Source organism: Streptomyces sp. NPDC048248, from assembly GCF_043201875.1.
Lineage (GTDB): Bacteria > Actinomycetota > Actinomycetes > Streptomycetales > Streptomycetaceae > Streptomyces.
Map to the genome: position 1 here is coordinate 334,741 of NZ_JBICZL010000006.1, position 25,127 is coordinate 359,867.

General features: G+C 73.8%; 22 protein-coding genes and 1 pseudogene. 11 read left to right on the forward strand and 12 right to left on the reverse strand.

The annotated features are described in order from the left end of the window. Positions 1–16 precede the first annotated feature (16 nt). The 4 genes from ACGFZW_RS15060 to ACGFZW_RS15075 all read right to left on the reverse strand — a co-directional run bounded on the left by ACGFZW_RS15060 (position 17) and on the right by ACGFZW_RS15075 (position 4,613). Positions 17–1,396 carry an FAD-dependent oxidoreductase gene (locus ACGFZW_RS15060; protein WP_393893528.1) on the reverse strand — a complete coding sequence of 460 codons (1,380 nt, stop codon included), beginning with the start codon at positions 1,394–1,396 and terminating at the stop codon, positions 17–19. A 73-nt stretch (positions 1,397–1,469) separates the two neighbouring features. Continuing rightward, positions 1,470–2,129 (reverse strand): chloramphenicol phosphotransferase CPT family protein, encoded by a 660-nt coding sequence (locus ACGFZW_RS15065; protein WP_393893529.1) that lies wholly within the window; start codon positions 2,127–2,129, stop codon positions 1,470–1,472. Positions 2,130–2,172: 43 nt separating this feature from the next. After that, complete coding sequence (locus ACGFZW_RS15070) at positions 2,173–3,369, reverse strand: thiolase family protein (protein ID WP_393893530.1); 1,197 nt, start codon at positions 3,367–3,369, stop codon at positions 2,173–2,175. 107 nt (positions 3,370–3,476) lie between these two features. Next, a complete protein-coding gene (locus ACGFZW_RS15075) occupies positions 3,477–4,613 on the reverse strand; it encodes a DUF4349 domain-containing protein (RefSeq protein ID WP_393893531.1) in 1,137 nt (378 codons plus the stop codon). A gap of 171 nt (positions 4,614–4,784) precedes the next feature. On the opposite strand from ACGFZW_RS15075, the gene hemG reads away from it, so the two are divergent. Continuing rightward, complete coding sequence (gene hemG / locus ACGFZW_RS15080) at positions 4,785–6,254, forward strand: protoporphyrinogen oxidase (RefSeq protein WP_393893532.1); 1,470 nt, start codon at positions 4,785–4,787, stop codon at positions 6,252–6,254. Next, positions 6,242–7,006 (forward strand): hydrogen peroxide-dependent heme synthase, encoded by a 765-nt coding sequence (hemQ, locus tag ACGFZW_RS15085; RefSeq protein WP_393893533.1) that lies wholly within the window; start codon positions 6,242–6,244, stop codon positions 7,004–7,006. The genes hemG and hemQ overlap by 13 nt, the downstream gene beginning before the upstream one ends. 78 nt (positions 7,007–7,084) lie before the next feature. On the opposite strand, the gene ACGFZW_RS15090 is transcribed toward hemQ, so the two are convergent. From ACGFZW_RS15090 to ACGFZW_RS15105, 4 genes and pseudogenes are all read right to left on the reverse strand, one after another. After that, positions 7,085–8,779: an alpha/beta hydrolase gene (locus ACGFZW_RS15090; RefSeq protein WP_393893534.1), complete on the reverse strand. Its 1,695-nt coding sequence runs from the start codon at positions 8,777–8,779 to the stop codon at positions 7,085–7,087. Positions 8,780–9,180: 401 nt separating this feature from the next. After that, positions 9,181–10,212, reverse strand: a complete 1,032-nt coding sequence (locus ACGFZW_RS15095; RefSeq protein WP_393893535.1) for a TIGR04222 domain-containing membrane protein — start codon at positions 10,210–10,212, stop codon at positions 9,181–9,183. 5 nt (positions 10,213–10,217) lie between these two features. Further along, positions 10,218–11,559 (reverse strand): annotated as a pseudogene (locus ACGFZW_RS15100) (DUF692 domain-containing protein). 295 nt (positions 11,560–11,854) lie between these two features. Then, on the reverse strand, positions 11,855–12,694 hold the full coding sequence (locus ACGFZW_RS15105) for a peptidyl-tRNA hydrolase (RefSeq protein ID WP_393893536.1): 840 nt from the start codon (positions 12,692–12,694) through the stop codon (positions 11,855–11,857). 169 nt (positions 12,695–12,863) lie between these two features. Between ACGFZW_RS15105 and ACGFZW_RS15110 the strand changes: the two genes are divergently transcribed. The 4 genes from ACGFZW_RS15110 to ACGFZW_RS15125 all read left to right on the forward strand — a co-directional run bounded on the left by ACGFZW_RS15110 (position 12,864) and on the right by ACGFZW_RS15125 (position 15,499). Beyond that, entirely contained in the window at positions 12,864–13,541 is a 678-nt protein-coding gene (locus ACGFZW_RS15110; RefSeq protein WP_393893537.1) for an AIM24 family protein, read from the forward strand. 40 nt (positions 13,542–13,581) lie between these two features. Beyond that, positions 13,582–14,544, forward strand: a complete 963-nt coding sequence (locus tag ACGFZW_RS15115; RefSeq protein ID WP_393893538.1) for an ATP-binding cassette domain-containing protein — start codon at positions 13,582–13,584, stop codon at positions 14,542–14,544. After that, complete coding sequence (locus tag ACGFZW_RS15120) at positions 14,541–15,206, forward strand: ABC transporter (RefSeq protein ID WP_393893539.1); 666 nt, start codon at positions 14,541–14,543, stop codon at positions 15,204–15,206. Before ACGFZW_RS15115 ends, ACGFZW_RS15120 begins: the two co-directional genes overlap by 4 nt. Positions 15,207–15,286: 80 nt before the next feature. Continuing rightward, entirely contained in the window at positions 15,287–15,499 is a 213-nt protein-coding gene (locus ACGFZW_RS15125) for a hypothetical protein (RefSeq protein WP_393893540.1), read from the forward strand. A gap of 77 nt (positions 15,500–15,576) precedes the next feature. Here the strand turns inward: ACGFZW_RS15125 and ACGFZW_RS15130 are convergent, their stop codons facing one another. Together ACGFZW_RS15130 and zapE are read right to left on the reverse strand one after the other, a co-directional pair. Further along, a complete protein-coding gene (locus tag ACGFZW_RS15130; RefSeq protein ID WP_393893541.1) occupies positions 15,577–16,953 on the reverse strand; it encodes an alkaline phosphatase PhoX in 1,377 nt (458 codons plus the stop codon). A 145-nt stretch (positions 16,954–17,098) separates the two neighbouring features. Then, positions 17,099–18,232 (reverse strand): cell division protein ZapE, encoded by a 1,134-nt coding sequence (zapE, locus tag ACGFZW_RS15135; RefSeq protein ID WP_393893542.1) that lies wholly within the window; start codon positions 18,230–18,232, stop codon positions 17,099–17,101. Between the two features lie 67 nt (positions 18,233–18,299). Here zapE and ACGFZW_RS15140 point away from each other — a divergent pair, with 67 nt between their 5' ends. Both ACGFZW_RS15140 and ACGFZW_RS15145 read left to right on the forward strand, forming a co-directional pair. After that, positions 18,300–19,142 (forward strand): pyrimidine reductase family protein, encoded by an 843-nt coding sequence (locus ACGFZW_RS15140; protein ID WP_393893543.1) that lies wholly within the window; start codon positions 18,300–18,302, stop codon positions 19,140–19,142. Between the two features lie 161 nt (positions 19,143–19,303). Next, complete coding sequence (locus ACGFZW_RS15145; RefSeq protein ID WP_393893683.1) at positions 19,304–19,783, forward strand: indole-3-glycerol phosphate synthase; 480 nt, start codon at positions 19,304–19,306, stop codon at positions 19,781–19,783. On the opposite strand, the gene ACGFZW_RS15150 is transcribed toward ACGFZW_RS15145, so the two are convergent. Both ACGFZW_RS15150 and ACGFZW_RS15155 read right to left on the reverse strand, forming a co-directional pair. Then, positions 19,728–20,462, reverse strand: coding sequence for an ABC transporter ATP-binding protein (locus ACGFZW_RS15150; RefSeq protein WP_393893544.1), 735 nt, complete (start codon positions 20,460–20,462; stop codon positions 19,728–19,730). The genes ACGFZW_RS15145 and ACGFZW_RS15150 overlap by 56 nt on opposite strands. Then, on the reverse strand, positions 20,459–21,538 hold the full coding sequence (locus ACGFZW_RS15155) for an ABC transporter permease (RefSeq protein ID WP_393893545.1): 1,080 nt from the start codon (positions 21,536–21,538) through the stop codon (positions 20,459–20,461). The genes ACGFZW_RS15150 and ACGFZW_RS15155 overlap by 4 nt, the downstream gene beginning before the upstream one ends. A 182-nt stretch (positions 21,539–21,720) precedes the next feature. Here ACGFZW_RS15155 and ACGFZW_RS15160 point away from each other — a divergent pair, with 182 nt between their 5' ends. The 3 genes from ACGFZW_RS15160 (at position 21,721) to murC (ending at position 25,113) form a co-directional block, all read left to right on the forward strand. Beyond that, positions 21,721–22,983, forward strand: coding sequence for a sensor histidine kinase (locus tag ACGFZW_RS15160; protein ID WP_393893546.1), 1,263 nt, complete (start codon positions 21,721–21,723; stop codon positions 22,981–22,983). Beyond that, positions 22,980–23,618: a response regulator gene (locus ACGFZW_RS15165; RefSeq protein ID WP_393893547.1), complete on the forward strand. Its 639-nt coding sequence runs from the start codon at positions 22,980–22,982 to the stop codon at positions 23,616–23,618. The genes ACGFZW_RS15160 and ACGFZW_RS15165 overlap by 4 nt, the downstream gene beginning before the upstream one ends. A gap of 97 nt (positions 23,619–23,715) precedes the next feature. Next, on the forward strand, positions 23,716–25,113 hold the full coding sequence (gene murC, locus ACGFZW_RS15170) for a UDP-N-acetylmuramate--L-alanine ligase (RefSeq protein WP_393893548.1): 1,398 nt from the start codon (positions 23,716–23,718) through the stop codon (positions 25,111–25,113). The last annotated feature ends 14 nt before the right edge of the window (positions 25,114–25,127 follow it).

The following is a 25,127-nucleotide window of genomic DNA, read 5'->3' on the forward strand; positions in this document are numbered from 1 at the left end:
GGCGCCGCCCCGCCGGTCAGATGCCCGCGGACCGCACGGCCGCCGTCGCCTTGCGGGCCGCGACCAGCACCGGGTCCCACACCGGGGAGAACGGCGGGGCGTAGCCGAGGTCCAGGGCGGTCATCTGCTCCACCGTCATCCCGGCGGTGAGCGCCACCGCGGCGATGTCCACCCGCTTGCCCGCGCCCTCGTGGCCCACGATCTGCACGCCGAGCAGTCGGCCCGTACGGCGCTCGGCGAGCATTTTCACGTGCATCGGGCGGGCCCCCGGGTAGTAGCCGGCGCGGCTGGTGGCCTCGACGGTGGCGGTGACGAACGCGAGGCCGGCGGCGCGGGCCTGGGCCTCCAGCAGCCCGGTGCGGGCGATCTCCAGATCGCAGACCTTGCTGACGGCGGTGCCCACGACGCCGGGGAAGGTGGCGTAGCCGCCGCCCACATTGCTGCCGATGACCTGGCCGTGCTTGTTGGCGTGGGTGCCCAGCGCGATGTGGCGGTGACGCCCGGAGACCAGGTCGAGGACCTCCACGCAGTCGCCGCCCGCCCAGATGGTGTCGTGGCCGCGCACCCGCATCGCCAGGTCGGTGAGCAGCCCGCCGGACTCGCCGAGCGGCAGGCCGGCCCCTTCGGCCAGGGTGGTCTCGGGGCGCACGCCCAGGCCGAGCACGACGACGTCCGCCGGATACTCCGCGTCCTGCGTGGTGACCGCACGGGCGCGGCCCTCGGAATCGGTCAGCACGGCCGTGACGGTCGCCCCGCACACGGTCTCGATGCCCATGCCGCACATCGCCTCGTGGACGAGGCTGCCCATGTCCGGGTCGAGGGTGGACATCGGCTGCTCGCTCTGTTCGAGGACGGTGACCTCGTAGCCGCGGCGGATCAGCGCCTCGGCCATCTCGACGCCGATATAGCCGGCGCCGACGACCACGGCGCGCCTGCCGGAGGAGGCGGTGAGCGTGTCGAGCAGGGCCTGGCCGTCGTCCAGGGTCTGCACACCGTGCACGCCGGGGGCGTCGATGCCCGGCAGGCCGGGGCGCAGCGGGCGGGCGCCGGTCGCCAGCACCAGCTTGTCGAAGCCGGTCCATGACTCCTTGCCGCCGTCCTCCAGGTCGCGGGTGCGCACCCGGCCGCGGTCGAGGTCGAGCTCGGTGACCTCGGTACGCATCCGCAGATCGATGGCGCGCTCGCGGTGCTCCTCGGCGCTGCGGGCGATCAGGGCGTCCGGGCCGTCCACATCGCCGCCGACCCAGTACGGGATGCCGCAGGCGGAATAGGAGGTGAAGTGGCCCCGCTCGAAGGCGGTGATCTCCAGCTCGTCGGGCTTCTTCAGCCGCCGGGCCTGTGAGGCCGCCGCCATGCCCGCCGCGTCGCCGCCGACGATCACCAGTCGCTCTGCCATCCCGCGCCCTTCCCTCAGCCGTCCGCGTGGCGCGTCCGCGCCGCGCCGCTTCTGGTACCCCTTACCGCGTGGGTCACGTCCCGGTGGGCCCCGCCGCGCCGGTCTCGCCACCTTGCCCCGCCCGGCCCTGGTGGATCAGGCGGAGCTTTTCGAAGGCGGTGGGGGTCGGGCGGCGGGGGAGGAAGTCCTTGATCTGCCGGGCGCACTGCGCCGGGCCGGTGGAGGTCGTGTCGCACTCGATGTCGTAGACGCCGTGGGCGTGCACGTTCTCCATCTGGGCGGCGGCCAGACCCGTCGGGCGGTCACCGCGGGCGCGCTCGCGCCGCTCCACCTCCTGCCGGGAGCAGCGGACGCCCACGAAGACGACGTCCCGGGGAGCGAACAGGCCGAGGCAGTCACGCAGTCGCCAGGGCTGGCTCAGGACGTGGTCCACCACGACGGTGTTGCCGCCGTCCGCCATCCCGGCGACCGCCCGGTGGAAGCCCCGCCAGGTGCGGTGGAGCACGGCCCGCAGGTCGTCCGGCGACAGCTCCTTGCGGGACCGCATGGCGTGGAAGGAGTCGACGGGCATGTGGAAGCACGGTTCGTCGAGGGTGTGCAGCAGCGCATCGGCGATGCTCGATTTGCCGGAACTGGACGTACCGTTCAGGAAAATGATCAGTCCGCGGGGAGGCGCGGCGGTACCGTCCGGCACGGCGACGTCGCCGAGCTGTGCCCGGCTGCTCTCCCGCATCGTCACTTCCTCACTCGGGACGGTTACGGAGCGGGCCGGCTCCCTATCGCTCCAGCACGAGCGCCAGCCCCTGCCCCACGCCGATGCACAGCGCGGCCAGGCCCGTACCCGAGCCGAGTGCCGCCAGCTGATGGGCCACGGAGCCCGCGAGACGGGCACCGGACGCGCCCAAGGGGTGACCGATGGCGATGGCGCCGCCGCGTGGGTTCACCACGGACGGGTCGAGTTCCGGCCATTGGCCGACGCACCCCAGCGCCTGCGCCGCGAACGCCTCGTTGAGTTCGAACGTCGCCACCTCGGCCAGGCCCCGCCCGGACCGCTCCAGGGCATGCCGCACGGCCTCCACCGGGCCCAGCCCGAAGAGCTGCGGCTCGACGCCGGTCACGGCGCTCGCCCGGATACGGGCCAGGGGCTCGCGCCCGGTGGCCCGCAGGCCCTCCTCGTCGACCAGCAGCAGCGCGGCCGCGCCGTCGTTGAGCGGGGAGGAGTTGCCGGCCGTGACGGTGCCGCCGGCGGCACGGAACACCGGTTTCAGCTTGGACAGCGCCTCCAGTGACGACGCCTCGCGAATCGTCTCGTCGCGCTCCAGCTCCACGCCGGGAAGCGGCACGACCTCCGCGTCGTACGCACCCTCCCGCCAGGCCCGGGCGGCCTTTTGATGGCTGGCCAGTGCGAAGACGTCCTGCTGCTCGCGGGTGATGCCGTGCTGGTCGGCGATCAGCTCGGCGCCCTCGCCCAGCGACACCGTCCACTCCGGGCGCATCCGCGGATTGACCATTCGCCAGCCCAGCGTGGAGGAGTACATCTCCTGGTGGCCCGCGGGAAAGGCGCGGTCGGGCTTGCGCAGGACGTACGGCGCGCGGCTCATCGATTCCACGCCGCCGGCCACGGCGATGTGCGCATCGCCGTGCGCGATGGCGCGGGCAGCCTGGATCACCGCTTCCAGACCGGACCCGCACAGGCGGTTGACGGTCACACCGGGGACGGTCACCGGCAGCCCGGCGAGCAGGACGGCCATCCGCGCGACGTTGCGGTTGTCCTCGCCCGCGCCGTTGGCGTCGCCGAAGCAGACATCGTCGATCCGGGCCGGATCAAGCTCGGGCGTGCGGTCCACCAGCGCCTTGACGACATGGGCGGCCAGGTCGTCGGGCCGGATTCCGGCCAGGGCGCCGCCGTACTTGCCGACGGGGGTCCGTACGGCATCGACGACATAGACATCCCGTACGCGTGGGTCGGTCATCAGACGGTGTCCTCGCTGTCCCGGCTCGATGGTCGGCGGGCGGATACGAAGATCGAGACCGCCCGGTCCGAGTCTTTGCCCGCCGCCCGCTGCTGTCAACGGGGCCGTCAGCCACCTTCCGGAGAGCGGGTGGCTCCCCTGGCGCCTGCGGCGGCGGACGCGTCCGCCGCCGGGTGCGCGGCGTCGGCCTCGCCGGGCACGGGACCGGCGGGCTGCTGCGCGAGCGCGGCCTTCGCGGTGTCCCCGCCCGGGCCGCGCCGCCGGCGCAGACCGGCCGGTATCCGGTTGCGGATCAGCCGCCACAGCCCGTACAGCAGGGACCCGGCCACCGCGAACGGCAGCACCGCGCCGATCACGACCAGCACCCACCGCACGGCTGCCGTGAAGGCGTGCCAGCCGCCGGAGAGCGCGTCCCCGAAGGACGTCGGGTCGTCCGACTCCTCTTCCGGGGCCGCGTCCGGCTCGCGCAGCAGCAGCGTCACGGTGGCCGTCCCCGTCCGGTCCTTGAGGGACTTCAGCTGGGCCTGGAGGGACTCCAGGTTCGCCTGGCGGGTGGTGAGTTCGGACTCCAGAGAGACGATGTCACTGATCGTCGTCGCCTTCTGGAGGAGCGTGCGGACGCGCGCCACACTCGCCCGCTGCGTCGCGATCCGGCTGTCGACATCCACCACCTGGTCGGTGACGTCCTTGGCCGAGACCTGGCGGGAGACGAGCTTGCCGAGCCCGGAGAGCCGCGCCAGCACGGCGTCGTACTCCGCGGGAGGGACCCGCAGCACGATCCGCGACCTGTCGTGACCCTCGGAGTCCTGATCGGTGGTCTCGTCACCGACGTAGCCGCCCGCGCCGTCCACCGCGGTCCGCGCCTTGGCCACGGCCGCGGGCACGTCCTCGGTCTGCACGGTGACCGTGGCGGTCCTGATGATCTGGGCGGCGGCCGCCTTCGCCGTCTTGCCGTCCCGGTCCGAGCCGTTCGCACCGTCCGACGCCGCCGTGCCGTCCTCCGCGGTCGCCCCGCCGTCGACACGGTCGCCCGCTCGCTGCCCGCCCGGGGCGTAGCGGCCGCCCGCCGCCTGGCTCGGTGCGACCGCCCCCTTGTCGGACCTCGCGTCACCGGCCGTGCTCGCCTCGCCCGCCGCACCGCACCCGGCGACGGTCAGGGATGCCGCGAGCAGCACACCCGCCGTGGCTGCCCGGCGCCCGGCCGGTGGGCCCCACGTCCCCCGTACTCGTCGTGCTCCTCGCATGACCTGTCCCCCCGAAGTGGTGTGCCGATGTTGCCTTTTCGACGACCCCTGGCGACCGGGGGTTGCCGTCCGCAGGTCCCGATGAGGTCACGGTCAGGACTCCGTGCGGACTCCCGGCCGTCGCCGGGCCCGACCGGCCGTCAGTCCGACGGCCTCTGAGAGAGTGGGGACATGAGCGCAGCGCACACAGGTACGGTCCGGGAGCCCGGCGACGTCGGGCACGTCGTCGTCATCGGCGGGGGCATTTCGGGCCTGGCGGCGGCGCACCGCCTCCTGGAGGGCGGCGCCCGGGTGACGCTCCTGGAAGCCTCGGCCCGGCTCGGCGGCAAGCTTCGCGCGGGCGAGATCGCGGGCGTACCGGTCGATCTGGGGGCCGAGTCCATGCTCGCCAGGCGGCCGGAAGCCGTAGGGCTCGCCCGTGAAGTCGGTCTCGGCGACCGGCTGCAGCCGCCCACCACCGCCTCCGCGTCCCTGTGGACCCGGGGCGCCCTGCGCCCGATGCCCAAGGGACATGTCATGGGTGTCCCCGGGGACCTCGACCTGCTCGCCGCCTCCGGGGTGGTCTCCGAGGAGGGGCTGGCGCGGATCGCCAGGGACGAGACGCTGGAGCGCACCGAGGCGGGCGAGGATGTCGCGGTCGGCAGTTATGTCGCGGCACGGCTCGGCCACGAGGTCGTCGACCGGCTCGTCGAGCCGCTGCTCGGCGGCGTCTACGCGGGCGACGCCTACCGCATCTCGATGCGCGCCGCCGTCCCGCAGCTCTTCGACGCCGCTCGCGCCGAGCGGTCACTGATCGCGGGCGTACGGGCCGTGCAGGCGCGTGCGGCCGCGGCGGCGCCGCCCGGCGGACCGGTCTTCATGGGCATCGAAGGGGGCATCGGGACCCTGCCGGGCGCCGTCGCCGACGCCGTGCGCGGCGCGGGGGGCGAGATCCTCCTCGCCACCCCGGTGCGGGAGCTGGGCTGGACGGCCGGGGACGGCTGGACGGTCCGCGCCGGCGACCGGTCGATCCGGGCGGACGCGGTGGTCATGGCCGCGCCGGCCGGCGACGCGGCGCGCCTCCTGCGCCCCGACTGCCCGGCCGCCGCCACCGAGCTGGCAGGCGTCGACTACGCCTCGATGGCGCTGGTCACCATGGCCTTCCGCCGGTCCGATCTGAACACGGTGCCCGAAGGCAGCGGCTTCCTCGTACCGCCGGTCGACGGCCACCGGATCAAGGCCGCGACGTTCGCCGGCCGCAAGTGGGGCTGGATCGGGGACGCCGACCCCGACCTCTTCGTCCTGCGCACGTCCATCGGCCGGTACGGCGACGACGCCGACCTCCGTCGCGACGACGCAGACCTGGTCGCTCTCTCGCTCGCCGACCTCGGTGCGGCGGTCGGCCTGGCCGCCCGGCCGGTCGCGACCACCGTGACCCGCTGGGACGGCGGCCTGCCCCAGTACGACGTCGGCCACCTGGCGCGGGTGGCGGCGATCCGTGAGGCGGTGGCCGGCCTGCCGGGTGCGCTGCGGGTGTGCGGCGCGGTCTTCGACGGCGTCGGCATCCCGGCCTGCGTCGGCTCCGCGCGGCGTGCCGCGGACGAGATCCTCGGGACCCTGACGCCGGGCGCCGCCCGGAGCGAGGGACAATGGACGGCATGACAGACGCTTCCACCCCCGCTTCCGAGGCCGCGACCTCCGCGGCCGCGCCGGAGAAGGCCCCGAACGCCGGCAAGAAGGCGAAGGACCTCAACGAGGTCATCCGCTACACCCTCTGGTCGGTCTTCAAGCTGCGTGATGTGCTCCCCGAGGACCGCAGCGGCTACGCCGACGAGGTCGAGGAGCTGTTCTCGCAGCTCTCGGCCAAGGACGTCGTGGTGCGCGGCACCTATGACGTGTCCGGCCTGCGCGCCGACGCCGACCTCATGATCTGGTGGCACTCCGAGAGCTCGGACGCGCTTCAGGAGGCGTACAACCTCTTCCGCCGCACCCGCCTCGGCCGCGCGCTGGAGCCCGTCTGGTCGAACATGGCGCTGCACCGCCCCGCCGAGTTCAACAAGTCGCACATCCCGGCCTTCCTGGCCGACGAGGTCGCCCGCGACTACGTGAGCGTCTATCCCTTCGTGCGCTCCTACGACTGGTACCTCCTCCCCGACGAGGACCGCCGGCGGATGCTCGCCGACCACGGGAAGATGGCCCGGGGCTTCCCGGACGTCCGCGCCAACACCGTGCCGTCCTTCTCGCTGGGCGACTACGAATGGATCCTGGCGTTCGAGGCCGACGAGCTCTACCGCATCGTCGACCTGATGCGTCATCTGCGGGGCTCCGAGGCGCGTCGCCACGTCCGCGAGGAGATCCCGTTCTACACCGGCCGTCGCAAGCCGGTCTCCGAGCTGGTCACCGGCCTGGCCTGACCGCGCAGCACAGCACTGCGGGCCGCCCCCTCGGGGGACGGCCCGCAGTGCTGTTCCTCGGTGCCGCGGCTGTCGGCGCTACTTCTTCCGCACCGCCGGCTTGCCCGGCTCCGGCTCGGCGCGCGGGGCGCAGTACACCCGGTGCCCGGGGACCTTGCCGTGCAGCAGATACGCCTCGGTGTACGCGTTCACGCAGTCGTTGTCGCCGAGGGCGATGCCGTGCGTGCCCGCCTTGTTCTCGGTGACCAGCGCGGCGCCGGCCAGCCGCCGCTGCAGTTCCAGCGCGCCCGGGTACGGCGTCGCCGCGTCCCGCTCCGCCGCGAGCAGCAGCACCGGGGGCAGCGCGCCGGGCTCCGTGCGGACGTCGACCGGACCGTGGAGCCCGGGGTTGAGCGCGTCGTCCACGCCGGTCGCTGCGGCGTGCGCGGTGGCCTCGGCCAGGCCGTTGTCGCCGCTGCGGTCGCCGCCCTCGGCGGCCTGGCGGATCGTCTTGTCGGCCGCGGCCGCGATCCCCGCCTGGGCCGACGCCGAGCGGTCCGGCCAGTAGGCGCACGGCAGGTTCATCCAGGCGTTGTCCCAGGTCTCGAACGGTGCCACCCGCGCGACCTCGGTGTTGTCACGGTCCCAGGTCTGCCAGTCGCGCGGCCACGCCGCGTCGTTGCACTCGACGGCGGTGTAGACGGCGTTGCCGTTCTCCTCGGCCTTGGCGCCCTCGGCCCGCGGAGTGGCCTGGGCGATCAGCGGCTTGGAGTTGCCGTGCGCAAAGCCCGCGAGCGCCTCGGCGCGCAGCGGCCAGTAGGCGTCGTTGTAGCCGGTCTTGAGGAAGGCGGCCTGGAGCTGGGCGGGACCGATCTTGCCGTTGAGGGGGGTGCGGCGGATTTTCTTCACGGCCGAGTCGTAAGCGCGCTGCACCGCCTTGGCGTCCTTGCCGAGGCGGTAGTGGGTGTGGTGCTTGGCGACCCAGCGCAGCCAGTCGCCCCAGCGGCGCTCGAAGGCGATGTTCTGGTCGAGGTTGTTGCGGTACCAGATCTGCCGGGGATCGGGGTTGACCACACTGTCGAAGACCATCCGGCGCACGTGGCCCGGGAACAGCGTCGCGTAGACGGCGCCGAAGTACGTCCCGTAGGACGCGCCCATGTACGTCAGCTTCTTCTCACCGAGCGCGGCCCGCACCATGTCCAGGTCGCGGGCGTTGTTGACCGAGTTGTAGAACGGCAGGTCCGCCCCGGCGTTGCGGGCACAGCCCTGGGCGTACGCCTTGGCCTGTGCCTGCTTCTGGCGCTTGAACTCGTCGGTGGGGAACTTCTGGCTCTCGGTGGGCGCCTTGGTGTACTCCTTCGGGTTCTGGCAGGACAGCGGAGCCGAACGGCCGACACCGCGCGGCGCGTAGCCGACGAAGTCGTAGGCGCGGGCCGTCTTGCGCCACTTGGGGAGCGCGCCGTAGAGCGGGAACTCCATGCTGCTCGCGCCCGGACCGCCGGGGTTGAAGACCAGGGCGCCCTGGCGCTCCTTGGGCGCGGTGGCCCGGATCCGGCTGACGGTGAGGTCGATCTTCTTGCCGTTGGGGCGGGCGTAGTCGAGCGGGACGGTCACCTTGCCGCACTCGACGGTGGCGGGCAGATGCTCCACCGGTGCGCACCGACCGAAGGCAATGGGGTGGGGGACAGGGGCCGGCGGCGCTGTCGAGGGCCCGGTGGCACCATCCGCCGGGGCGGTGGCGAGGGCGGTCAGGACCAGCGACCCGATGGTGCCGTACAACGCGAGTGCTCTCACGAACGTCCCTTCGTGTGGTGCGTGGTGCGCGGCGCACGGCGAGAGGCTGGTGCACTGGGCCGCACGGTGTGCATACAAAAGGGATAGTTGAGGCGGTCGTTGCCGATGTAAAGCACCGGGCACCGGTGTCGGCAGCTATACCCCGGAAGAGTGGAGCGCCGCCCGCAGGGCGGGACCGGCGAGCGCGTCCGGCCCGTGGACGGCGAGCGCCCTGAGGGTGGCGCGGGCGTCGGTCGACCCCTGGCCCCGGCACTGCTGACGCCTCGCGCGCCCGCCCCGCCGGCCGTGTCGTCCGGGCGCACGGGTACCCCTGTGGCCGGTGTCGTCACCGCCGTCCCTGCCGGTGCCGGCGTCCCGTTCGGTGACGTGGCCTCCGGTGCTCCCCGGCCTCCCGGCCCGCGTCAGCTGCCGCAGCTGGAGCCCCCGCCGCAGCTCGACCCACCGGAGGACGACCCGCCGCAGCTGCTCGACCCGCTGCCGCACGACGAGCCGCTGCCGCACGACGAGCCGCCGGACGACGAACTGCCGCACCCCGAACCGGAACCCCCGTCGGAGGAACCGCACCACGACGCCGTGCCGTCGCCCGGAGCACTCCAGCCGGAGTCGTACCCGGAGGAACCGCCGGACGTGGTGGCGGAGCCGGTGTACGACGCCTGGGCACGCTGTGCCTCCGCGAGCTGCTGCCGCAGGACCCCGTCGGTGAGCAGGGCCGTGCCGCCGAGCGCCACCACGAGTCCGGCGGGACGCAGGGTCGCGCCCGGGGCGGCGGGGGCGTGGGTCACCCGCGCCGTGTGCAGCGTGAAGGACCCCGCCTTGGTGATCCGGCGGCCGGCCGTGCGCTTGCAGATCGATCCGACGGCGACGCCCACGAACACCGCCGGGGCGATGGTGAAGAAGGTGGGTGGTTCGTCGAAAGCCTCCTCGATCGCCCCCGAGAGCGTCAGCAGCACACTGAGGAAGAGGACAGCCGCGCACGCCGCCATGTGTGCGCCGGCCAGCCTCCGCCAGACCCGGGCGCGCCGCGGATTGCGCATCAGGCCCCGCGCCTGCAGCCGGTCGCCGATCTCCTGGACCGCGGGGCTGCGCATCAAGCCGGCGCGCAGCATGGCCAGCGCCCCTCCCGGTGTCCGGGCGAGGGTGTCGAGCACCGCCTGCTCGACCGGGTCCCGGGCAATGGCCTGACGTACGCTCACCACGCCGGGACCGCCGATCGCGAGCCGGCCGTCCTCGTGCAGCGTGGCGATCGCGGCGTCCGCCACCCGGGCAGGGCCGCCGGCGAGGAAGGCGATCTCCCACGGATCCTGGGTCGGGGCGTCCACCAGCCGGGTGGACCGCGTCCGGCGGCCGGAGGCGGCCACCCCGATGATGAGAAGCAGCGACGAGGCGAGGACGCCCGCATACACCCCTTGCGCGAAGGAGATGTCGAAAGACATGGCGGTCACCCCCGGCCCGGTGCACGCCGCAGGGCACGCGCGAGGCGGGACAGAGGCCCGGCCGACGGCGGCCGCGGTCCCGCGCGGTCGCGCCACCACTGCGTCAGCTCCCGGCGTGCGGCAGCATCCTGGGGACGGTCCTGGGCCAGCAGAAACGTCGCGAAGTCCAGGGCGTCCTGCCGGTAGCCGCCGCTCATGGGGCGGTGCCGTGCGTAGTCGGTAAAGGCGGCCCGGTAGTCCTCGCCGAGGATCCCGGGCAGCTCGGGAGCCACCTTGGCCACGACGGACGCCCGCTTGGCGGTCAACGCCCTGCTCTGCACGCGGAGCCGGGCACGGTCGAAGCCTTCCGGGGCAGGCGTCCCGGCGACCAGGGCCGACAGCAGCGCGGTCTGCGCGAGAGCGAGCCGCTGCCGCGCCGCCTCGGTGCCGGTCTCCGGAGCTTCGTTGCGGTCGGCCTGCGAGGCCGTCGACCCGGTGTCGGGCCCGCCCCGGCCGGTCATGGACTCACACTGCCCGGACATCGCGGGCCTCCTTCAGCACAGTGCGTATCGCGTCGAGTTCACCGGCGAGCTCGCCACCCTCGGGGAAGTCCTCGTCGCGCTCCAGCAGCACCCCGGGCGGGGTGATGCGGGCGCAGAGTTCGGTGAGTACGTCCAGGACGGGTCGGGTCACGGGGTGGGCGTGGCTGTCGTGCCACACGCCGTCCCGCTCCACGCCGCCCGCGACGTGGACGTAGGCGATGGCCTCGACCGGCAGCGCGTCCAGTGCGGCGGCCGGGTCCTCGCCCCGGTTGACGTGGTTGGTGTGCAGGTTGGCGACATCGATGAGCAGCCGCACGCCCGTCCGCTCGACGAGGGCGGTCAGGAACTCGCCCTCGGTCATCTCCTCGCCGGGCCAGTTGATGAGCGCGGCGATGTTCTCCAGGGCCAGCGGTACGGGCAGCGCGTCCTGGGCGATCCGGACGTTCTCGCAGAGCACGTCCAGCGCGTCCCGGGTGCGCGGCACCGGCAGCAGATGGCCTGCCTCCATCGATGGCGAGGCGGTCAGCGGTCCGCCGCCCCGGACGAAGGCGATGTGCTCGGAGACCAGCGGCGCGCCCAGGGCCTCGGCGCGTTCGGCGAGGGCGGCCAGCCGGCCGGCGTCGGGACGCTCCGCGCCGCCGAGGCCGAGCGAGACGCCGTGCGGGACGACGGTGGTGCCGCGGGCGCGCAGCTCCTGCACGGCCGGCGGGAGATGGCCGGGGCAGATGTTCTCGGCCACGACCTCCACCCAGTCCACGCCGGGCAGTTCCGCGATCTCCGCGGCGATTTCCGGCCGCCAGCCGATTCCCGTTCCCAGGCGCTCCATAGCTCCCCCGTCCCCTCCGTGGTGTGGGTACTCTTCACCCCGCCACGGCAGGCCGAACCCTGCAGCCCCGCGGTTCAGAGGTTGATTTGAGCTTCACCGGGGGAGTGGTAGGGATCCCGTGGACCCGACGGGCGTCCCCGCACCCGCCGCTGCGCCCCGCCGGGGCAGCCCGCCCGTCGGGTGGCCGGATCCGGACGCCGTGGGCACGCAGAGGTGCCGCACGGCGCACACGGCCACCGCGTCCGCGCCACTGCCGTGAGCGCGGACACCGGCCGCAGCGGCGCACGCACCGCGCTCAGCGGCCCGGCGGCGTCCGGCGCAGGGCGGGGTGGTCGGCGACGACCGTGCACGATCCCGGGGCGACTTCCGTGAACCCGGCGTCCTGGACGACGGGCAGTCCGCTGCGGGTCAGCGCGTCCCAGGCGGACGGAGCCGCGGAACGGACGGCCAGGGGGAAGCCGGCCGCGCGCCAGGCGGCCCGCTCTTCCACGCTCAGACCCCACCACGCCAGCTGCGCGCCGTGTCCGGCCTGCGCCATCTCCTTGCCCGCCGACATCTCCAGTTCGGGGTTGAACCACAGCACCGGCCGGTCCGCCGGGGGCGCCTCGGGCGCCGCCGGGTCGTCCAGTTCGGTACCCGAGACCTGGAGGCGCGCGAGGTCCTTGGGCCAGCCGTCCAGCGGCACCGGCGGATAGACGCGCACTTCGGCGTGGCGGCCGCGGACGGTGATGCCCGGCAGCTCCTGGGCCCGACGCCACTCGGCGCCGCGGGCCCGCCGCACCACCTTGCGGATCTGCGCGTCCTGCCAGTCCCGCACCGCGGCGGCCCATTCGCCCTCGCCGACCGCCCGCTCGTCCGACAGCAGCACGAGCACCGCGCGCGCCGCCGTCTCCAGCGCGTCGGTACGGGCCGGAGGCTCGGCCCGCTCGATCCGCGCGACCAGCGGCAGCACGAACTGCGGCGCCGCTTCCGGGCCGGTCTCCTCCCGGCCGGCCGGGGCGTCCTGAGGGGCCGGGGCGCCCTGGGGCGCGGCGGCGTGGGGAGCCGGGCGGTCCTGGCCGGCCGGGCCCGCGGCGTCGGTGTTGCCGAGGGAACCGGTGGATCGGACGGCTCGGGTGGTCTCTGCGCTGGTCACCCGCCCAGTTTGCCAGCCGCCTCCGACAGCGCCGCAGCGACCGCCGGGGCGGCTGGCCCCGGCGGCGGCCACCGTCGGACCACGTCGGTGCGATCGGCGGCGAGCCCCCGCTGCGCTCGGCCCGCGGATTCCACCCCCCTCCGTTCCCGTTCGGCCTAGCATCCTGGCCATGAACAGTGACCTCTTCGCCTCCGAGAACATGGCCACGCAGGCCACCGCACCCGGCCTCACGCAGCAGAACGCGAAGTCGCTCAAGTACGCGCTGGAAGGGGAGTGTTACGCACGCCAGGGCGCGATGATCGCCTACCGCGGCGACCTGCAGTTCGAGAAGCAGGGACAGGGCGTCGGCAAGTTCCTCAAGCGGGCTGTCACCGGCGAGGGCCTGGCGCTGATGGCCGTCCGTGGCAAGGGCGAGGTGTGGTTCGCGCACGAGGCCGCCAACTGCTTCATCATCGACCTCGCTCCCGGCGACGGCATCACCGTCAACGGCCGCAACGTGCTGTGCTTCGACCCGTCGCTGGCCTACGAGATCAAGGTCGTCAAGGGCGCCGGCATGGTCGGCGGCGGACTCTTCAACTCCGTTTTCAGCGGCCAGGGCAAGCTGGGCGTGATGTGCGAGGGCAACCCCATCGTCATCCCCGTCTCCTCACAGGCCCCGGTGTTCGTCGACACCGATGCGGTGGTCGGCTGGAGCAGCTCCCTGCAGACCTCGCTCCACCGGTCGCAGAGCATGGGCTCGATGCTGCGCGGCGGCTCCGGCGAGGCCGTCCAACTCCGCCTGGACGGCGAGGGGTTCGTCATCGTGCGGCCCAGCGAGCTGCGCCCCGAGAAGTCCGCGGGAAACTGACCCCGCTACTGTCGGGGACAAGCGGGGGAGGGGGAAGCCCATGAGGCTGAACGGAGTCGGGCGGCGGTACGGGGTACGGGGGGACTGGGTCCTGCGGGACGTGCACCTGGACGTACCCGCCCGCGCGTTGCTGCGCGTCGAGGGCACCAACGGCAGCGGAAAGTCCACGCTGCTGCGGCTGCTGGCCGGGATCGACCGGCCCTCCACCGGGCGGATCACCGGACGCCCGCGTACGGCGTACGTCCCCGAGCGGTTCCCGGCGGCCCTGCCCTTCACCGCCGTCGGCTACCTCACCCACCTCGGCCGCGTGCACGGCCTGCGCGGTCCCGAAGCGGACCGTCGCGCCACGGAGTGGCTCACCCGCTTCGGAGCGGCCGGGCACGCGCGCACGCCGCTGGCCGACCTGTCGAAGGGGACGAGCCAGAAGGTCGCCGTCGCCCAGGCGCTGATCGCCGAGCCCGAACTCCTCGTCCTGGACGAGGCGTGGACCGGTCTGGACGCTGCGGCCCGCGACGAGCTCGACCGCGCCGTCGCCGAGCGGGTAGCGGCCGGTGGCACCGTCGTCTTCGTCGACCACGACCCACGACGCCTGGCAGGCGCGGCCGACGCGCGCTACCGCGTCGCCGACGGGCGGCTGCTGGCCGGGGATGCGGACGCGGTGCCCGGCGACGGCAGCGCGGCGGACCGTGGCCCACGCGTGATCATCGATGCCCTGGGCCCGCCGGGCGGCGCCACGCGCCCCGAGGGGCACAGCCTCCCGGGACATCCGGACCTGGCGCCAGGTCCTGCGGGGTCGACCCTGCTGAGCGTCCCGGCCGTCCACTCGGACGCGCTGCTGCGTGCCCTGCTCACCGCTCGTCCGCCCTGGCACATCCGCGCGGTGACCGCGGACCCGCCCGAGGGAGGGACGGGTTCCGCCGAGCATGTCCCCGACCTCGACGCCGACCCGGACCCCGGCGCCGGCCCCGGCCCCGGCCCCGAAGAGGAGATTCCCCTCCCGTGACCGCGCTGCTCCGCTATCAGGCGGCCCTGCTCCTCGGCTCGCACCGCTGGCTCGCGCCCGCGATCCTGTACGCCTCGTTCCTGGCCGTCGGTGTGCAGACCGGCGGCCCCGTGCTCGACGCGTACGGCTACGCCGCCGCCGCGCTGCTCCCCCTCGCGGCGTGGCTGACCCGGATCTGCGTCGGCAACGAGCCGCCGGCCGCCCGCAACTGTGCCGCGGCCGCCGCCGGACCCGGCCGCGTGCACCTCGCCTGCGTTCTGACCGCGGCGGGTGCCGCACAGGTCCTCGGGCTGGTCGGCGTCGCCTTCGTCGCACTGCTCTCGGACCCGCACTCCGCCGATCACCGCGCCGTGCCGGTCCTGCCCGCGGCAGGCGCCGGGCTGCTCGCCCAACTCGCCTGCGTGCTGCTGGGCACCGCGGTCGGTGCGCTGTGCAACTGGCCGGTCCTGCGCAGCCCCGGTTCCGCCGTGCCCGCCGGACTGCTCGCCGCGCTGCTGCTGCTCGTGCTGAGCGCCTCGCCCGCCAACGCTGCCGTAACGGGCCTGGTCACCGGCTCCGCACACGGAACGATCCACACCCCGTGGCTGCCGCTGGCCGCCACCGTCCTGATCGCGGCCGCGGCGACGGCCGTCGCCTGTGCGCTCAGCTCCCGCAGGGCCTGACCTCGGCCGGATCCCGAGGGCCGGGCGCGCCCGGCCACTGCCGCCCCGCTGCCATGGCCGGCGGGCGTACGCTCGGAGGTATGGCAGCCACCGACGCGCACACGCGCAACCGCGACAGCGCCCCCGAGGGCTCCGGCGCCACGGGTGCCGGTGCCGACGCCGCTGCCGGTCCGCCCTTCGCCGACTGCGTGCAGTGCGGCGAGCCGACCGAGTATCCGGTCACCCGCCCCGGCATCGTCCTGTGCCCGGTCTGCGAATGGCAGGAGGCCGAGCGTTCGGCCTGCTCCGGCTGACGTCGGGGACGCGGTGTCGCGCGACCGTCGGGGTACCCGGGCCCCCGAGCGCCCGGGTACCCGTCGGCGCGGGACCGTCAGTGGTGCCAGGGACCCGTCACGGCGAAGGTCGTGCCCGGCGTGTAGCAGTTGACGTACATCGTCCGGTGGTCCGGGGAGAAGGTCACTCCCGCGAACTCGCCCCACTCCGGCTCCTCCGGGGTGCCGATGTTCTGCCGGCCGCGCGCCATCGCATAGACCTCGCCGCGCCGGGTGAGGCCGAAGACGTGCTGTGCGCCCTCCCCGTCCTCACAGACCATCAGCCCGCCGCTGGGCGCCAGCGTGATGTTGTCGGGGGACTCGCCGGGCAGCTGGAGATCGCTGTCCGGTCCGAAGGCGACCACCAGGGTGAGCCGGCGCCGCTTCGGGTCGTACTTCCACACCTGGCCGTAGTGGTCGCCCACCGAACCCTCGTCGCTGTGCGCGAAGCTGGAGACGAAGTACACGCAGGACCCGCCCCAGTAGCAGCCCTCCAGCTTCTGCGCGTGGGTGATGCCCTGGGGCCCGAAGTCCTGGAAACGGATCGGGGTCTCGCGGGCCAGCGGGTCGGGGACGTCCACCCAGGAGACATGATCGAAGGAGGCGCCGATCTCCTGGACACCGGACAGGTCGGGGACGCCGGGAACGCGCAGGGCCTGCAGCCGGCCGCCGGCGCGCAGGGAGCCCCGTCCGCCCCTCGGCTTCTCGGGGAGGAAGCGGTAGAAGAGACCGAACGGCTTCTCGAAGGCGTCCTCGGTCTCGTAGACGGTGCCGGTGCCGGGGTCCACGGCGATCGCCTCGTGCTGGAAGCGGCCCATCGCGGTCAGCGGGACGGCGCCGGTGCGGCGCGGGTCGTACGGGTCGACCTCGAAGATGAAGCCGTGGTCCTTGGTGTAGTTCTCCTCACCGGCCCGGAACTCGGTCTCCTCGCAGGTGAGCCAGGTGTGCCAAGGCGTGGGACCGCCCGCGCAGTTGGTGGAGGTACCGGCGATGGCGACCCGCTCGCCCCGGAGGTTGTTGCCCCGGTCGAGTTCCAGGGCCGTACACCCGCCCTCGCCGCCCGGGTCGTACGTCAGGTCGGGGACGGTGGGTACGGCGGAGCGGGATTTCGTGCGGTTCTCGTGGTTGCGGACGAGATAGGTGCGGTCCGACCGGCCGCCGGCGCCGGGGAAGGCCGCCATGCCGTCGCAGTTGCTGGGCACCTTGCCCTCGCCGGAGAGCAGCGGATCGCCCTCCCGGGAGAGGACCTTGTAGCGGAAGCCCTTGGGGAGGTCGAGCAGGCCGTCCGGGTCGGGCACCAGCGGTCCGTAGCCGCTCCCGCCCATGCTCTGGGCGGTGGCGGTCCCCGCGAAGATCTCCGTGAGGCTTCCGGTGAAGGCGATTCCCGCCCCCAGCGCACCGGTTCTTGCCAGGATCTGACGTCGTGTCGCGGACATGGGCAACTCCCTGTTGGCGGACAGGTGACGTGACCCGCACGTGTGTATCACGCGACCAGGCCGCCGGGAACCATGCGCGAAGCGCCGTCCCCCGGATGCACGGGGGCGGCGCTTCGTCACAGCGGGGACGGTGCGGGCGGCAGCCCTATCCCCGGTCCACCACCAGCGGCCCCGCGTCGCGCGCCAGCGCCGTGAGCCGGGAGATGGCGCGGAAGTACTTCTTGCGGTAGCCGCCGCGCAGCATCTCGTCGCTGAACAGCTCGTCGAAGGGCTTGCCGGACGTCAGCACCGGCACCTCACGGTCGTAGAGCCGGTCCGCGAGGACCACCAGCCGCAGGGCGGTGGACTGGTCGGGCACCGCCTGGACGTCGGTGAGGCAGACGGCCCGGATGCCGTCGCACATCGCGCCGTACCGGCTGGGGTGCACCTTGGACAGGTGCTCCAACAGGGAGGGGAAGTCGTCGAGCGAGGCGCCGGTGGTGCGGTAGGCGGCGCGGGTGACGGTCTCGTCGTCGTACGGGGCGGGCGCCTCGGGCAGACCGCGGTGGCGGTAGTCCTCGCCGTCGATGCGCAGCGGCCGGAAGTGGGCGCTCAGTCCCTGGATCTCGCGCAGGAAGTCGGCGGCGGCGAACCGGCCCTCGCCGAGTTTGCCCGGCAGCGTGTTGGACGTGGCGGCCAGCGCCACCCCGGCGTCGACCAGCCTGCCCAGAAGGCTGGAGACCAGGACGGTGTCCCCGGGGTCGTCCAGTTCGAACTCGTCGATGCACAGCAGGCGGTGCTCGCTGAGCGTGCGCACGGTCTGCTGGAAGCCGAGCGCTCCGACGAGGTTCGTCAGCTCGACGAACGTGCCGAACGCCTTGAGCTCGGGAGGTGCGGGGGTGGCGTGCCACAACGAGGCGAGCAGGTGGGTCTTGCCGACGCCGTAGCCGCCGTCCAGATAGACACCGCGAGGTCCTTTGGGGACGGCGGGCTTCTTGGGGCTCCTGGCGAACCAGCGCCGCTTGCCGGACCCGCCCGCGCCTGCCCCGCCGTCGATGCTCTCGGCGAAGGCGCCGAGGACCCGGACGGCCTCGGCCTGGCTGGCCTGGTTCGGGTCCGGGATATAGGTGTCGAAGCGCGCGCCCTGGAAGCGCGGCGGTGGCACCATCTCGGCGACCAGGTGCTCGGCCGGGACGTGCGGCGCGCGTGCGGTGAGGGCGACCGGGGCCGCCTCGCTCCCTTCCGCCGGCGGTTCGGCTATGGGAGCGGGCTGCGGGGACGAGGGCTCGGAAGGTGACACAGCCGTCCAGCCTAGTCGCTCCGCCGTACTCGCCGGTCCGATGAGCGAGGCATGTCACACTGCCGCCATGCGACGCCTGTTCCCGCTCAGCTCCCTGCCCGCATCCCCGCCCCCGTCGGCCCACGACGACGGGAACCCCGCGCCGGTCCCGGTGCCGCCGGACGTGGTGGACCGCGAATGGACGCTGGAGGAACTGGCCCACGCCTATGCCTATCCGGCGGCGGACGAGCCGGTGCGGGCCGGCCGCACCGGCTGGCTGCGCGCCAACATGGTCTCCTCCGTGGACGGCGCGGCCCACCACGACGGGCGTTCGCAGCCGCTCTCCGGCGCCGCCGACATGCGGATCTTCGGCGTGTTGCGGGGTCTGGCGGATGCGGTCGTGGTGGGTGCAGAAACGGTTCGGCAGGAGGGGTACCGACCGGCCCGCGCCCGCGCGGCGTTCGCGGCGCGCCGGGAAGCCGCGGGGCAGGGCCCGGCGCCCGCCATCGCGGTGGTGAGCGCGGGGCTCGAGCTGGACTTCTCGCTGCCGTTGTTCACCGAGCCACTGGTGCCGACCCTCGTACTGACCGGCGCGGGCGCACCGTCGGACCGGGTGCGAGCGGCCCGGGACGCGGGCACCGAGGTGCTCTTCGCCGGGGAGGGCATCGGCGTCGACCCCTCGCGGGTGGCGGCGGTGCTGGCCGAGCGGGGACACGCCCGGCTGCTCACCGAGGGCGGACCGAGGCTCCTGGGGCAGTTCGCGGCGGCCGGCGCGCTGGACGAGCTGTGCCTTTCGCTGGCTCCGGTCGTCACGGTGGGCGCCGCGGCGCGGATCATGAACGGGCCCGCCGTCGCCGTCCCGGAGCGGTTCGCCCTGGTGTCCGTACTGGAAGAGGCCGGGTTCCTGTTCACCCGCTACCGTCGGTCATGACAATCGGTGGAATTAGCCGTTCCGCTTAGCTTCCGTTGGGCAGACTTAAGGCCAACAGGCCCCGTGTGGCGACGGGGCAGGATGAATTCTGTATGGGCGCCGCGCCACGCGGCGCCCGGAAGAAGAGAAGAAGGGCGCCCGTCGTGTTCACGAGCGTATTGATGATCGAGAAGCCTCTGACGCCCGCCGACGTGGAGTTCGTCACCACCCTGCATGGCGGCGACCAGATCTCCTTCGTCGTCCTCATGCAGCCGCGCGGCAAGCAGGACGTGCTGCTGCGGGCGATCGACGACGTCGCACTCGGCGAGTTCGACGACGCCGTCCGGGAGGGCGAGGAGCCCGGCGGCGCCCGTGCGGAGCTCCCCGCCGAGCGCGCCCTCTCCCACACCCTGGCCGCACTGCGCGCCACGGGGGCGCAGGCCGTCGGACAGGTGGTCGAGGACCACCCCCTCGACCTGCTGCGGTCCATGGTCGACCAGACCGGCGCGGACGAGGTGATCGTGCTGACCACCCCGCACTTCGTCGAGGAGTTCTTCCACCGCGACTGGGCCTCGCGCGCCCGTCACAAGGTCGGCGTGCCGGTCCTCAAACTGTTCTCGCACGCCGCCGACGATCCGGCCCAGGGCTCCGCGGGGAGCTGACCGCGCCGCCGTGCGGGCGCAGCCGGCCGTCCAGCATCCCGGCCACCTCGTCCACCGCGTCCAGATGCGCACGGTCGTGGGTGACCAGCACCGTCGCGGTGGCCCGCTCCCGCGTGAGCGTCGTCAGCAGGTCAAGGACCGCCGCGCCCCGCTCGTGGTCCAGCGCGCTGGTCGGCTCGTCCACCAGCAGCACCGCAGGGTCGTTCATCAGCGCCCGCGCGATGTTGATCCGTTGCCGCTGACCGCCCGAGAGCTGGTGCGGCCGGCGGTCGGCCTGATCGGCGAGACCGACCGCGGCCAGCAGTTCGAGCGCGCGCGGCCGGGCGGTGCGCGGGGAGCGGCCGTCCAGGTGCGCCATGACCTGCAGCTGCTCGGCGGCGGTCAGCGACGGCAGCAGGTTCGGCTGCTGGAAGACCGTGCCGATCGTGGTGCGCCGCAGTGTCGTCAGCGCCGCGCGGCTCATCCCCGCGGTGTCGGTGCCGTCGATCACCACCCGGCCGCGGTCCGGGGCGATCAGCGTCGCGGCCACCGCCAGCAGGCTGGACTTGCCGGAGCCGGACGGGCCGATCACGGCGGTCACACGGCCGGCCGGCACGGCCAGCGAGATCTCCTCCAACGCGGTCAGCCGGGCGCCGCCGTCGGGGTAGGTGAGGGTGACATCGGTCAGTTCGAGGCTCATCGGGCACTTCCCAGGGCGGTCAGAGGGTCCACGGACGTGATGCGGCGGATGGAGAGCGCGGCGCCCGCGGCACCGAGCGCGATCATGATCAGGGCGGGTACGAGCACGGTGGACGCGTCCAGCACGAACGGCACCGTGCCGCCGACCGCGGCGCCCACCCCGGCCGCGACAGCCGTGCCGAGGCCGGTACCCGCCACCAGCAGCACGACCGCCTGGCCGAGCGCGTCGCGCAGCAGGAAGCCGGTGGAGGCGCCCAGCGCCTTCAGCACGGCGACGTCGCCGCTGCGCTGGATCGTCCACACGGTGAAGAACGCGCCGATGACCAGCGCGGAGATGGCGAACAGAAAGCCGCGCATCAGTTGCAGCGAGCCGTTCTCGGCGCTGTAGGAGCCGATCGCCTCAAGAGAGTCCTCGGTGGTGACCGTCGTCGTGCCGAGTTCGCGGTCGGCCGCGGTCAGATCGGCGGCACCGGTGGTGGACAGGGCGAGCACCGTGGCGCCGCCAGGGCCACTCGGGCCGCCGGCGGCCTTCAGCCCGTCGCCGAGCGACGTCCAGATCACCGGTGTGTGGCTGTACATCGCCCGGCCCGACACCGCCGTGATCCGCACCGACCTGCCGCCCAGTGTGAGCGCACCGCCGGCCCGCACCCCCAGGGCCTCGGCGGCCTGTTCGGAGAGCACCGCCTCGCCGTCCCGGACCGCACCCTTCGCCGGTGCCAGCGGGGACCCGGGGCGCACGCCGAACGCCGACAGCGCGGCCGTTCTGCCGCCCGCCTCCGCCTTCGTCGTTGTGATCCCCAGCGGCTCCGCGCGCCGGACGCCGGGCACCCGCGCCCACTCGCGCACGGTCCGCTCCGGCAGCGCCGCGTCGGCGAACGCGACCGTGCCGCCCTCGGCGGGCTCCGGGAACACCAGGTGATCCGCCGGCAGTGCGGTGATCGCGGAGGTGTTCTCCCTGCCCAGGCCCGCCGTGAGCCCCGACAGCAGTCCCACGAGCACCGTGATCAGCACGATGACGGTCCCCATCAGGGCGAACCGCCCCTTGGCGAATCCGAGGTCCCTCCAAGCGACGAACACAGACTCTTCCCACCTCGGCTCGGGCGCCGGACCCGCTGTCCTGACGCTGTGCCCACCGTCGCCTGCCAAGAGGGCCCCGGGCATCGCGCCCGCGAGCGGTTCCGGAGGATCGAAAGGCCCGGTCGCCCCTCCACCTTTTGATTGATGCCGCACGCGAGCCGCCCGCTTAGCCTGGGGAGGCCGTGACCGATCACCACCTCACCCCTGTCCTGCGGGTACTGCGCAGCTGCCTCCATCTGATGGTGGCCGCGCTGCTCGCACTCGCCGCCGTACGGGCGGTCGCCGACCGCACACCGGACGCCCCGGCAGTCGTCGCCACGGCCCTGGCGCTGCTGGCCCTCTACGCCGTCGGCCCCGCCCTGCCCCGCGTCCGCACCTCGCCGCCCGCAGCCGCCCTCTGGCTCGCGGCCCTCGCCCTGGGCTGGACGGTGCTGCTCACGCTCACCCAGGACGGCGTCTGGCTGGCCTTCCCGCTCTTCTTCGTCCAGCTGCACCTGCTGCCGCTGCGCTGGGCCCTGCCCTCGGTCGGGCTCACCACCGTCGCCGCCATCGCGGGCTTCGCTTGGCACACCCACACGCTCGGCGTCGGCACGGCCCTGGGCCCCGCCCTCGGCGCGGCCGTCGCGGTCGCCGTCGTCCTCGGCTACCAAGCCCTCTACCGCGAGAGCGAACAGCGCCGCCGGCTCATCGAGGAGCTGACCGCTGCCCGCAGCGAACTGGCCGACGCCGAGCACGCCGCGGGAGTCCTCGCCGAACGGGAGCGCCTGGCCCGCGAGATCCACGACACCGTCGCGCAGGGCCTGTCCAGCATCCAGCTGCTGCTGCGTGCCGCCGAGCGCGCCCTGCCGGAGCGGCCCGGGGCTGCCCTCGGCCATGTCCGGCAGGCCCGGGTCGCCGCGGCAGGCAATCTCGCCGAGGCCCGGCGGTTCGTCCGCGGTCTGACCCCGCCCGATCTGGAGGCCGGCTCACTGCCCGCCGCCCTGGAGCGGCTGTGCGAGAGCACCGCCCGCACCACCGGCCTGGCCGTGCGCTGCCAGGTCTCGGGGACGCCTGCCGAGCTCCCCACCGCGCACGAGGTCGCCCTGTTGCGCATCGCCCAGTCCGCCCTCGCCAACACCGTCCGGCACGCCGCCGCCGACCGCGCCGAGCTGACCCTGAGCTACATGGACACCGAGGTCGCCCTCGACGTCGTCGACGACGGCGCCGGATTCCGCCCTGACGAGGTGCCCGTACCGGGCTCAGCGGAGGTCACCGACAGCGGATTCGGCCTGGCCGCCATGCGCGCCCGGGCCCGCGCCCTCCAGGGCACCCTCGCCGTCGAGTCCGCACCCGGCGAAGGCACCGCCCTCGCCGTGACCCTGCCCTGCCCGACCGCGGTGCCGGGCGCCGCCGATCCCGTGGTGCCCGTGAGCGCCGGGGACACCGCCGCGGGAGCCGCCCCGTGACACCCGCGGCGCCCATCCGGCTCCTCCTCGCCGATGATCACCCCGTCGTCCGCGCGGGCCTGCGCGCCGTCCTGGAGACCGAACCCGACTTCCGGATCGTCGCCGACGTCGCCAGCGCGGAGGAGGCCGTCGAACTCGCCGGGCGACTCGCTCCCGACGTGGTCCTGATGGATCTCCGGTTCGGCGGCGAAATGCTCGGCTCCGGGGCAACCGCCGCCATCACCGCCCGCGAGGACGCACCCCGCGTCCTGGTCCTGACCACGTACGACACCGACGTCGACATCCTCGCCGCCATCGAGGCGGGCGCCACCGGCTACCTCCTCAAGGACGCCCCGCCCGAGGAACTGGCCGCCGCGGTGCGCACCGCCGCCGCCGGACAGTCCGCGCTCGCACCCACCGTCGCGCTGCGCCTGATGGACCGGATGCGGGCCCCCGCCACCGCCCTCTCCCGGCGCGAGACCGAAGTCCTCCAGCTCGTCGCCGACGGCCTGTCCAACGCGCGGATCAGCAGGCAGCTCTTCCTCAGCCAGGCCACGGTCAAGTCCCACCTCGTCCACATCTACGCCAAGCTGGGCGTCGACTCCCGCACCTCCGCGGTCGCCGCCGCCACGGCCCGTGGCCTGATCCGGCGCTGAGCACGCGCCCGCCCACGCGGCGGGACACACGTTGTCGGTGCCGGGTGCGAGAATCATCGGCAGCACCACCGCTCGCGACGATCAGGGAGACCCGCCCATGGCACCCGCCATCCCAGCCACGATGGACCGGCCGCACTTCATCGGCATCGGCGGAGCCGGCATGTCGGGCATCGCGAAGATCCTCGCGCAGCGCGGCGCGCGGGTGGCGGGCAGCGACGCCAAGGACTCCCCGACGGCCGACGCCCTGCGCGCCCTCGGCGTGACGGTCCACCTCGGGCATGCGGCCGACCACCTCGCCGAGGACGCCACCAGCGTCGTCGTCTCCTCCGCGATCCGCCCCGACAACCCCGAGCTGGCCGCCGCCCACGAGCGCGGCATCCCGGTCGTGCACCGTTCCGACGCCCTCGCGTCCCTGATGGACGGCCTGCGCCCCATCGCCGTCGCCGGCACCCACGGCAAGACGACCACCACCTCCATGCTCGCCGTCTCCCTCGGCTCGCTCGCTCTCAAGCCGTCGTACGCCATCGGCGGCGACCTGGACGCCCCCGGCTCCAACGCCGAGCACGGCGAGGGCGAGATCTTCGTCGCCGAGGCCGACGAGAGCGACCGCAGCTTCCACAAGTACGCCCCCGAGGTCGCCATCGTCCTCAACGTCGAGCTGGACCACCACGCCAACTACGCCTCGATGGACGAGATCTACGAGTCCTTCGAGACCTTCATCGGCCGCGTCCGCCCCGGCGGCACCCTGGTCATCTCCGCCGACCACGCCGGCGCCCGTGAGCTGACCGCCAAGATCTCCGGCCGGTTCGACATCGAGGTCGTCACCTACGGCGAGGCCGCCGACGCCGACGTCCGCATCCTGAAGGTCAACCCGCGCGGCCTGACCAGCGACGTCACCGTCGCCCTCAGCAGCGGTCGGATCCTGACCTTCACCGTCTCCGTCCCCGGCCGGCACTACGCCGGCAACGCCGTCGCCGCCCTCGCCGCCGGCATCGCCATGGGCCTGCCGCCGCACAACCTCGCCTCCGCGCTCGGCACCTACACCGGCGTCAAGCGCCGCCTGCAGCTCAGGGGCGAGGCGGCCGGCGTGCAGGTCATCGACTCCTACGCGCACCACCCCACCGAGATGACGGCCGACCTGGAGGCCATCCGGGGCGCCGCGGAGGACTCCCGGGTCCTGGTCGTCTTCCAGCCGCATCTCTTCTCCCGCACCCAGGAGCTCGGCACGGAAATGGGCCAGGCACTCGCCCTCGCCGACGCCTCGGTGGTCCTGGACATCTACCCCGCCCGTGAGGACCCGATCCCGGGCGTCACCAGCGCCCTGATCATCGACGCCGCACGCACCGCGGGCGCCGATGTCACCGCCGAGAGCGACCAGGCCGCCATCCCGGACGTCATCGCCGGAATGGCGAAGCCCGGTGACCTTGTTCTCACCATGGGCGCGGGCGATGTGACCGACCTCGGCCCCGCCATCCTGTCCCGCCTGGGCAGCTGAGCTGAGGAGGCACT

Bases quoted from the DNA above. Each gene is read 5' to 3' on its own strand.
- ACGFZW_RS15110 (WP_393893537.1), top strand. From the start codon at position 12,864: ATGAACAGTGACCTCTTCGCCTCCGAGAACATGGCCACGCAGGCCACC.
- ACGFZW_RS15125 (WP_393893540.1), top strand. From the start codon at position 15,287: ATGGCAGCCACCGACGCGCACACGCGCAACCGCGACAGCGCCCCCGAG.
- murC (WP_393893548.1), top strand. From the start codon at position 23,716: ATGGCACCCGCCATCCCAGCCACGATGGACCGGCCGCACTTCATCGGC.
- ACGFZW_RS15075 (WP_393893531.1), bottom strand. From the start codon at position 4,613: ATGCGAGGAGCACGACGAGTACGGGGGACGTGGGGCCCACCGGCCGGG.
- hemQ (WP_393893533.1), top strand. From the start codon at position 6,242: ATGGACGGCATGACAGACGCTTCCACCCCCGCTTCCGAGGCCGCGACC.
- ACGFZW_RS15065 (WP_393893529.1), bottom strand. From the start codon at position 2,129: ATGCGGGAGAGCAGCCGGGCACAGCTCGGCGACGTCGCCGTGCCGGAC.
- ACGFZW_RS15060 (WP_393893528.1), bottom strand. From the start codon at position 1,396: ATGGCAGAGCGACTGGTGATCGTCGGCGGCGACGCGGCGGGCATGGCG.
- ACGFZW_RS15145 (WP_393893683.1), top strand. From the start codon at position 19,304: ATGATCGAGAAGCCTCTGACGCCCGCCGACGTGGAGTTCGTCACCACC.
- ACGFZW_RS15130 (WP_393893541.1), bottom strand. From the start codon at position 16,953: ATGTCCGCGACACGACGTCAGATCCTGGCAAGAACCGGTGCGCTGGGG.
- ACGFZW_RS15070 (WP_393893530.1), bottom strand. From the start codon at position 3,369: ATGACCGACCCACGCGTACGGGATGTCTATGTCGTCGATGCCGTACGG.
- ACGFZW_RS15140 (WP_393893543.1), top strand. From the start codon at position 18,300: ATGCGACGCCTGTTCCCGCTCAGCTCCCTGCCCGCATCCCCGCCCCCG.
- hemG (WP_393893532.1), top strand. From the start codon at position 4,785: ATGAGCGCAGCGCACACAGGTACGGTCCGGGAGCCCGGCGACGTCGGG.
- ACGFZW_RS15150 (WP_393893544.1), bottom strand. From the start codon at position 20,462: ATGAGCCTCGAACTGACCGATGTCACCCTCACCTACCCCGACGGCGGC.
- ACGFZW_RS15095 (WP_393893535.1), bottom strand. From the start codon at position 10,212: ATGTCTTTCGACATCTCCTTCGCGCAAGGGGTGTATGCGGGCGTCCTC.
- ACGFZW_RS15115 (WP_393893538.1), top strand. From the start codon at position 13,582: ATGAGGCTGAACGGAGTCGGGCGGCGGTACGGGGTACGGGGGGACTGG.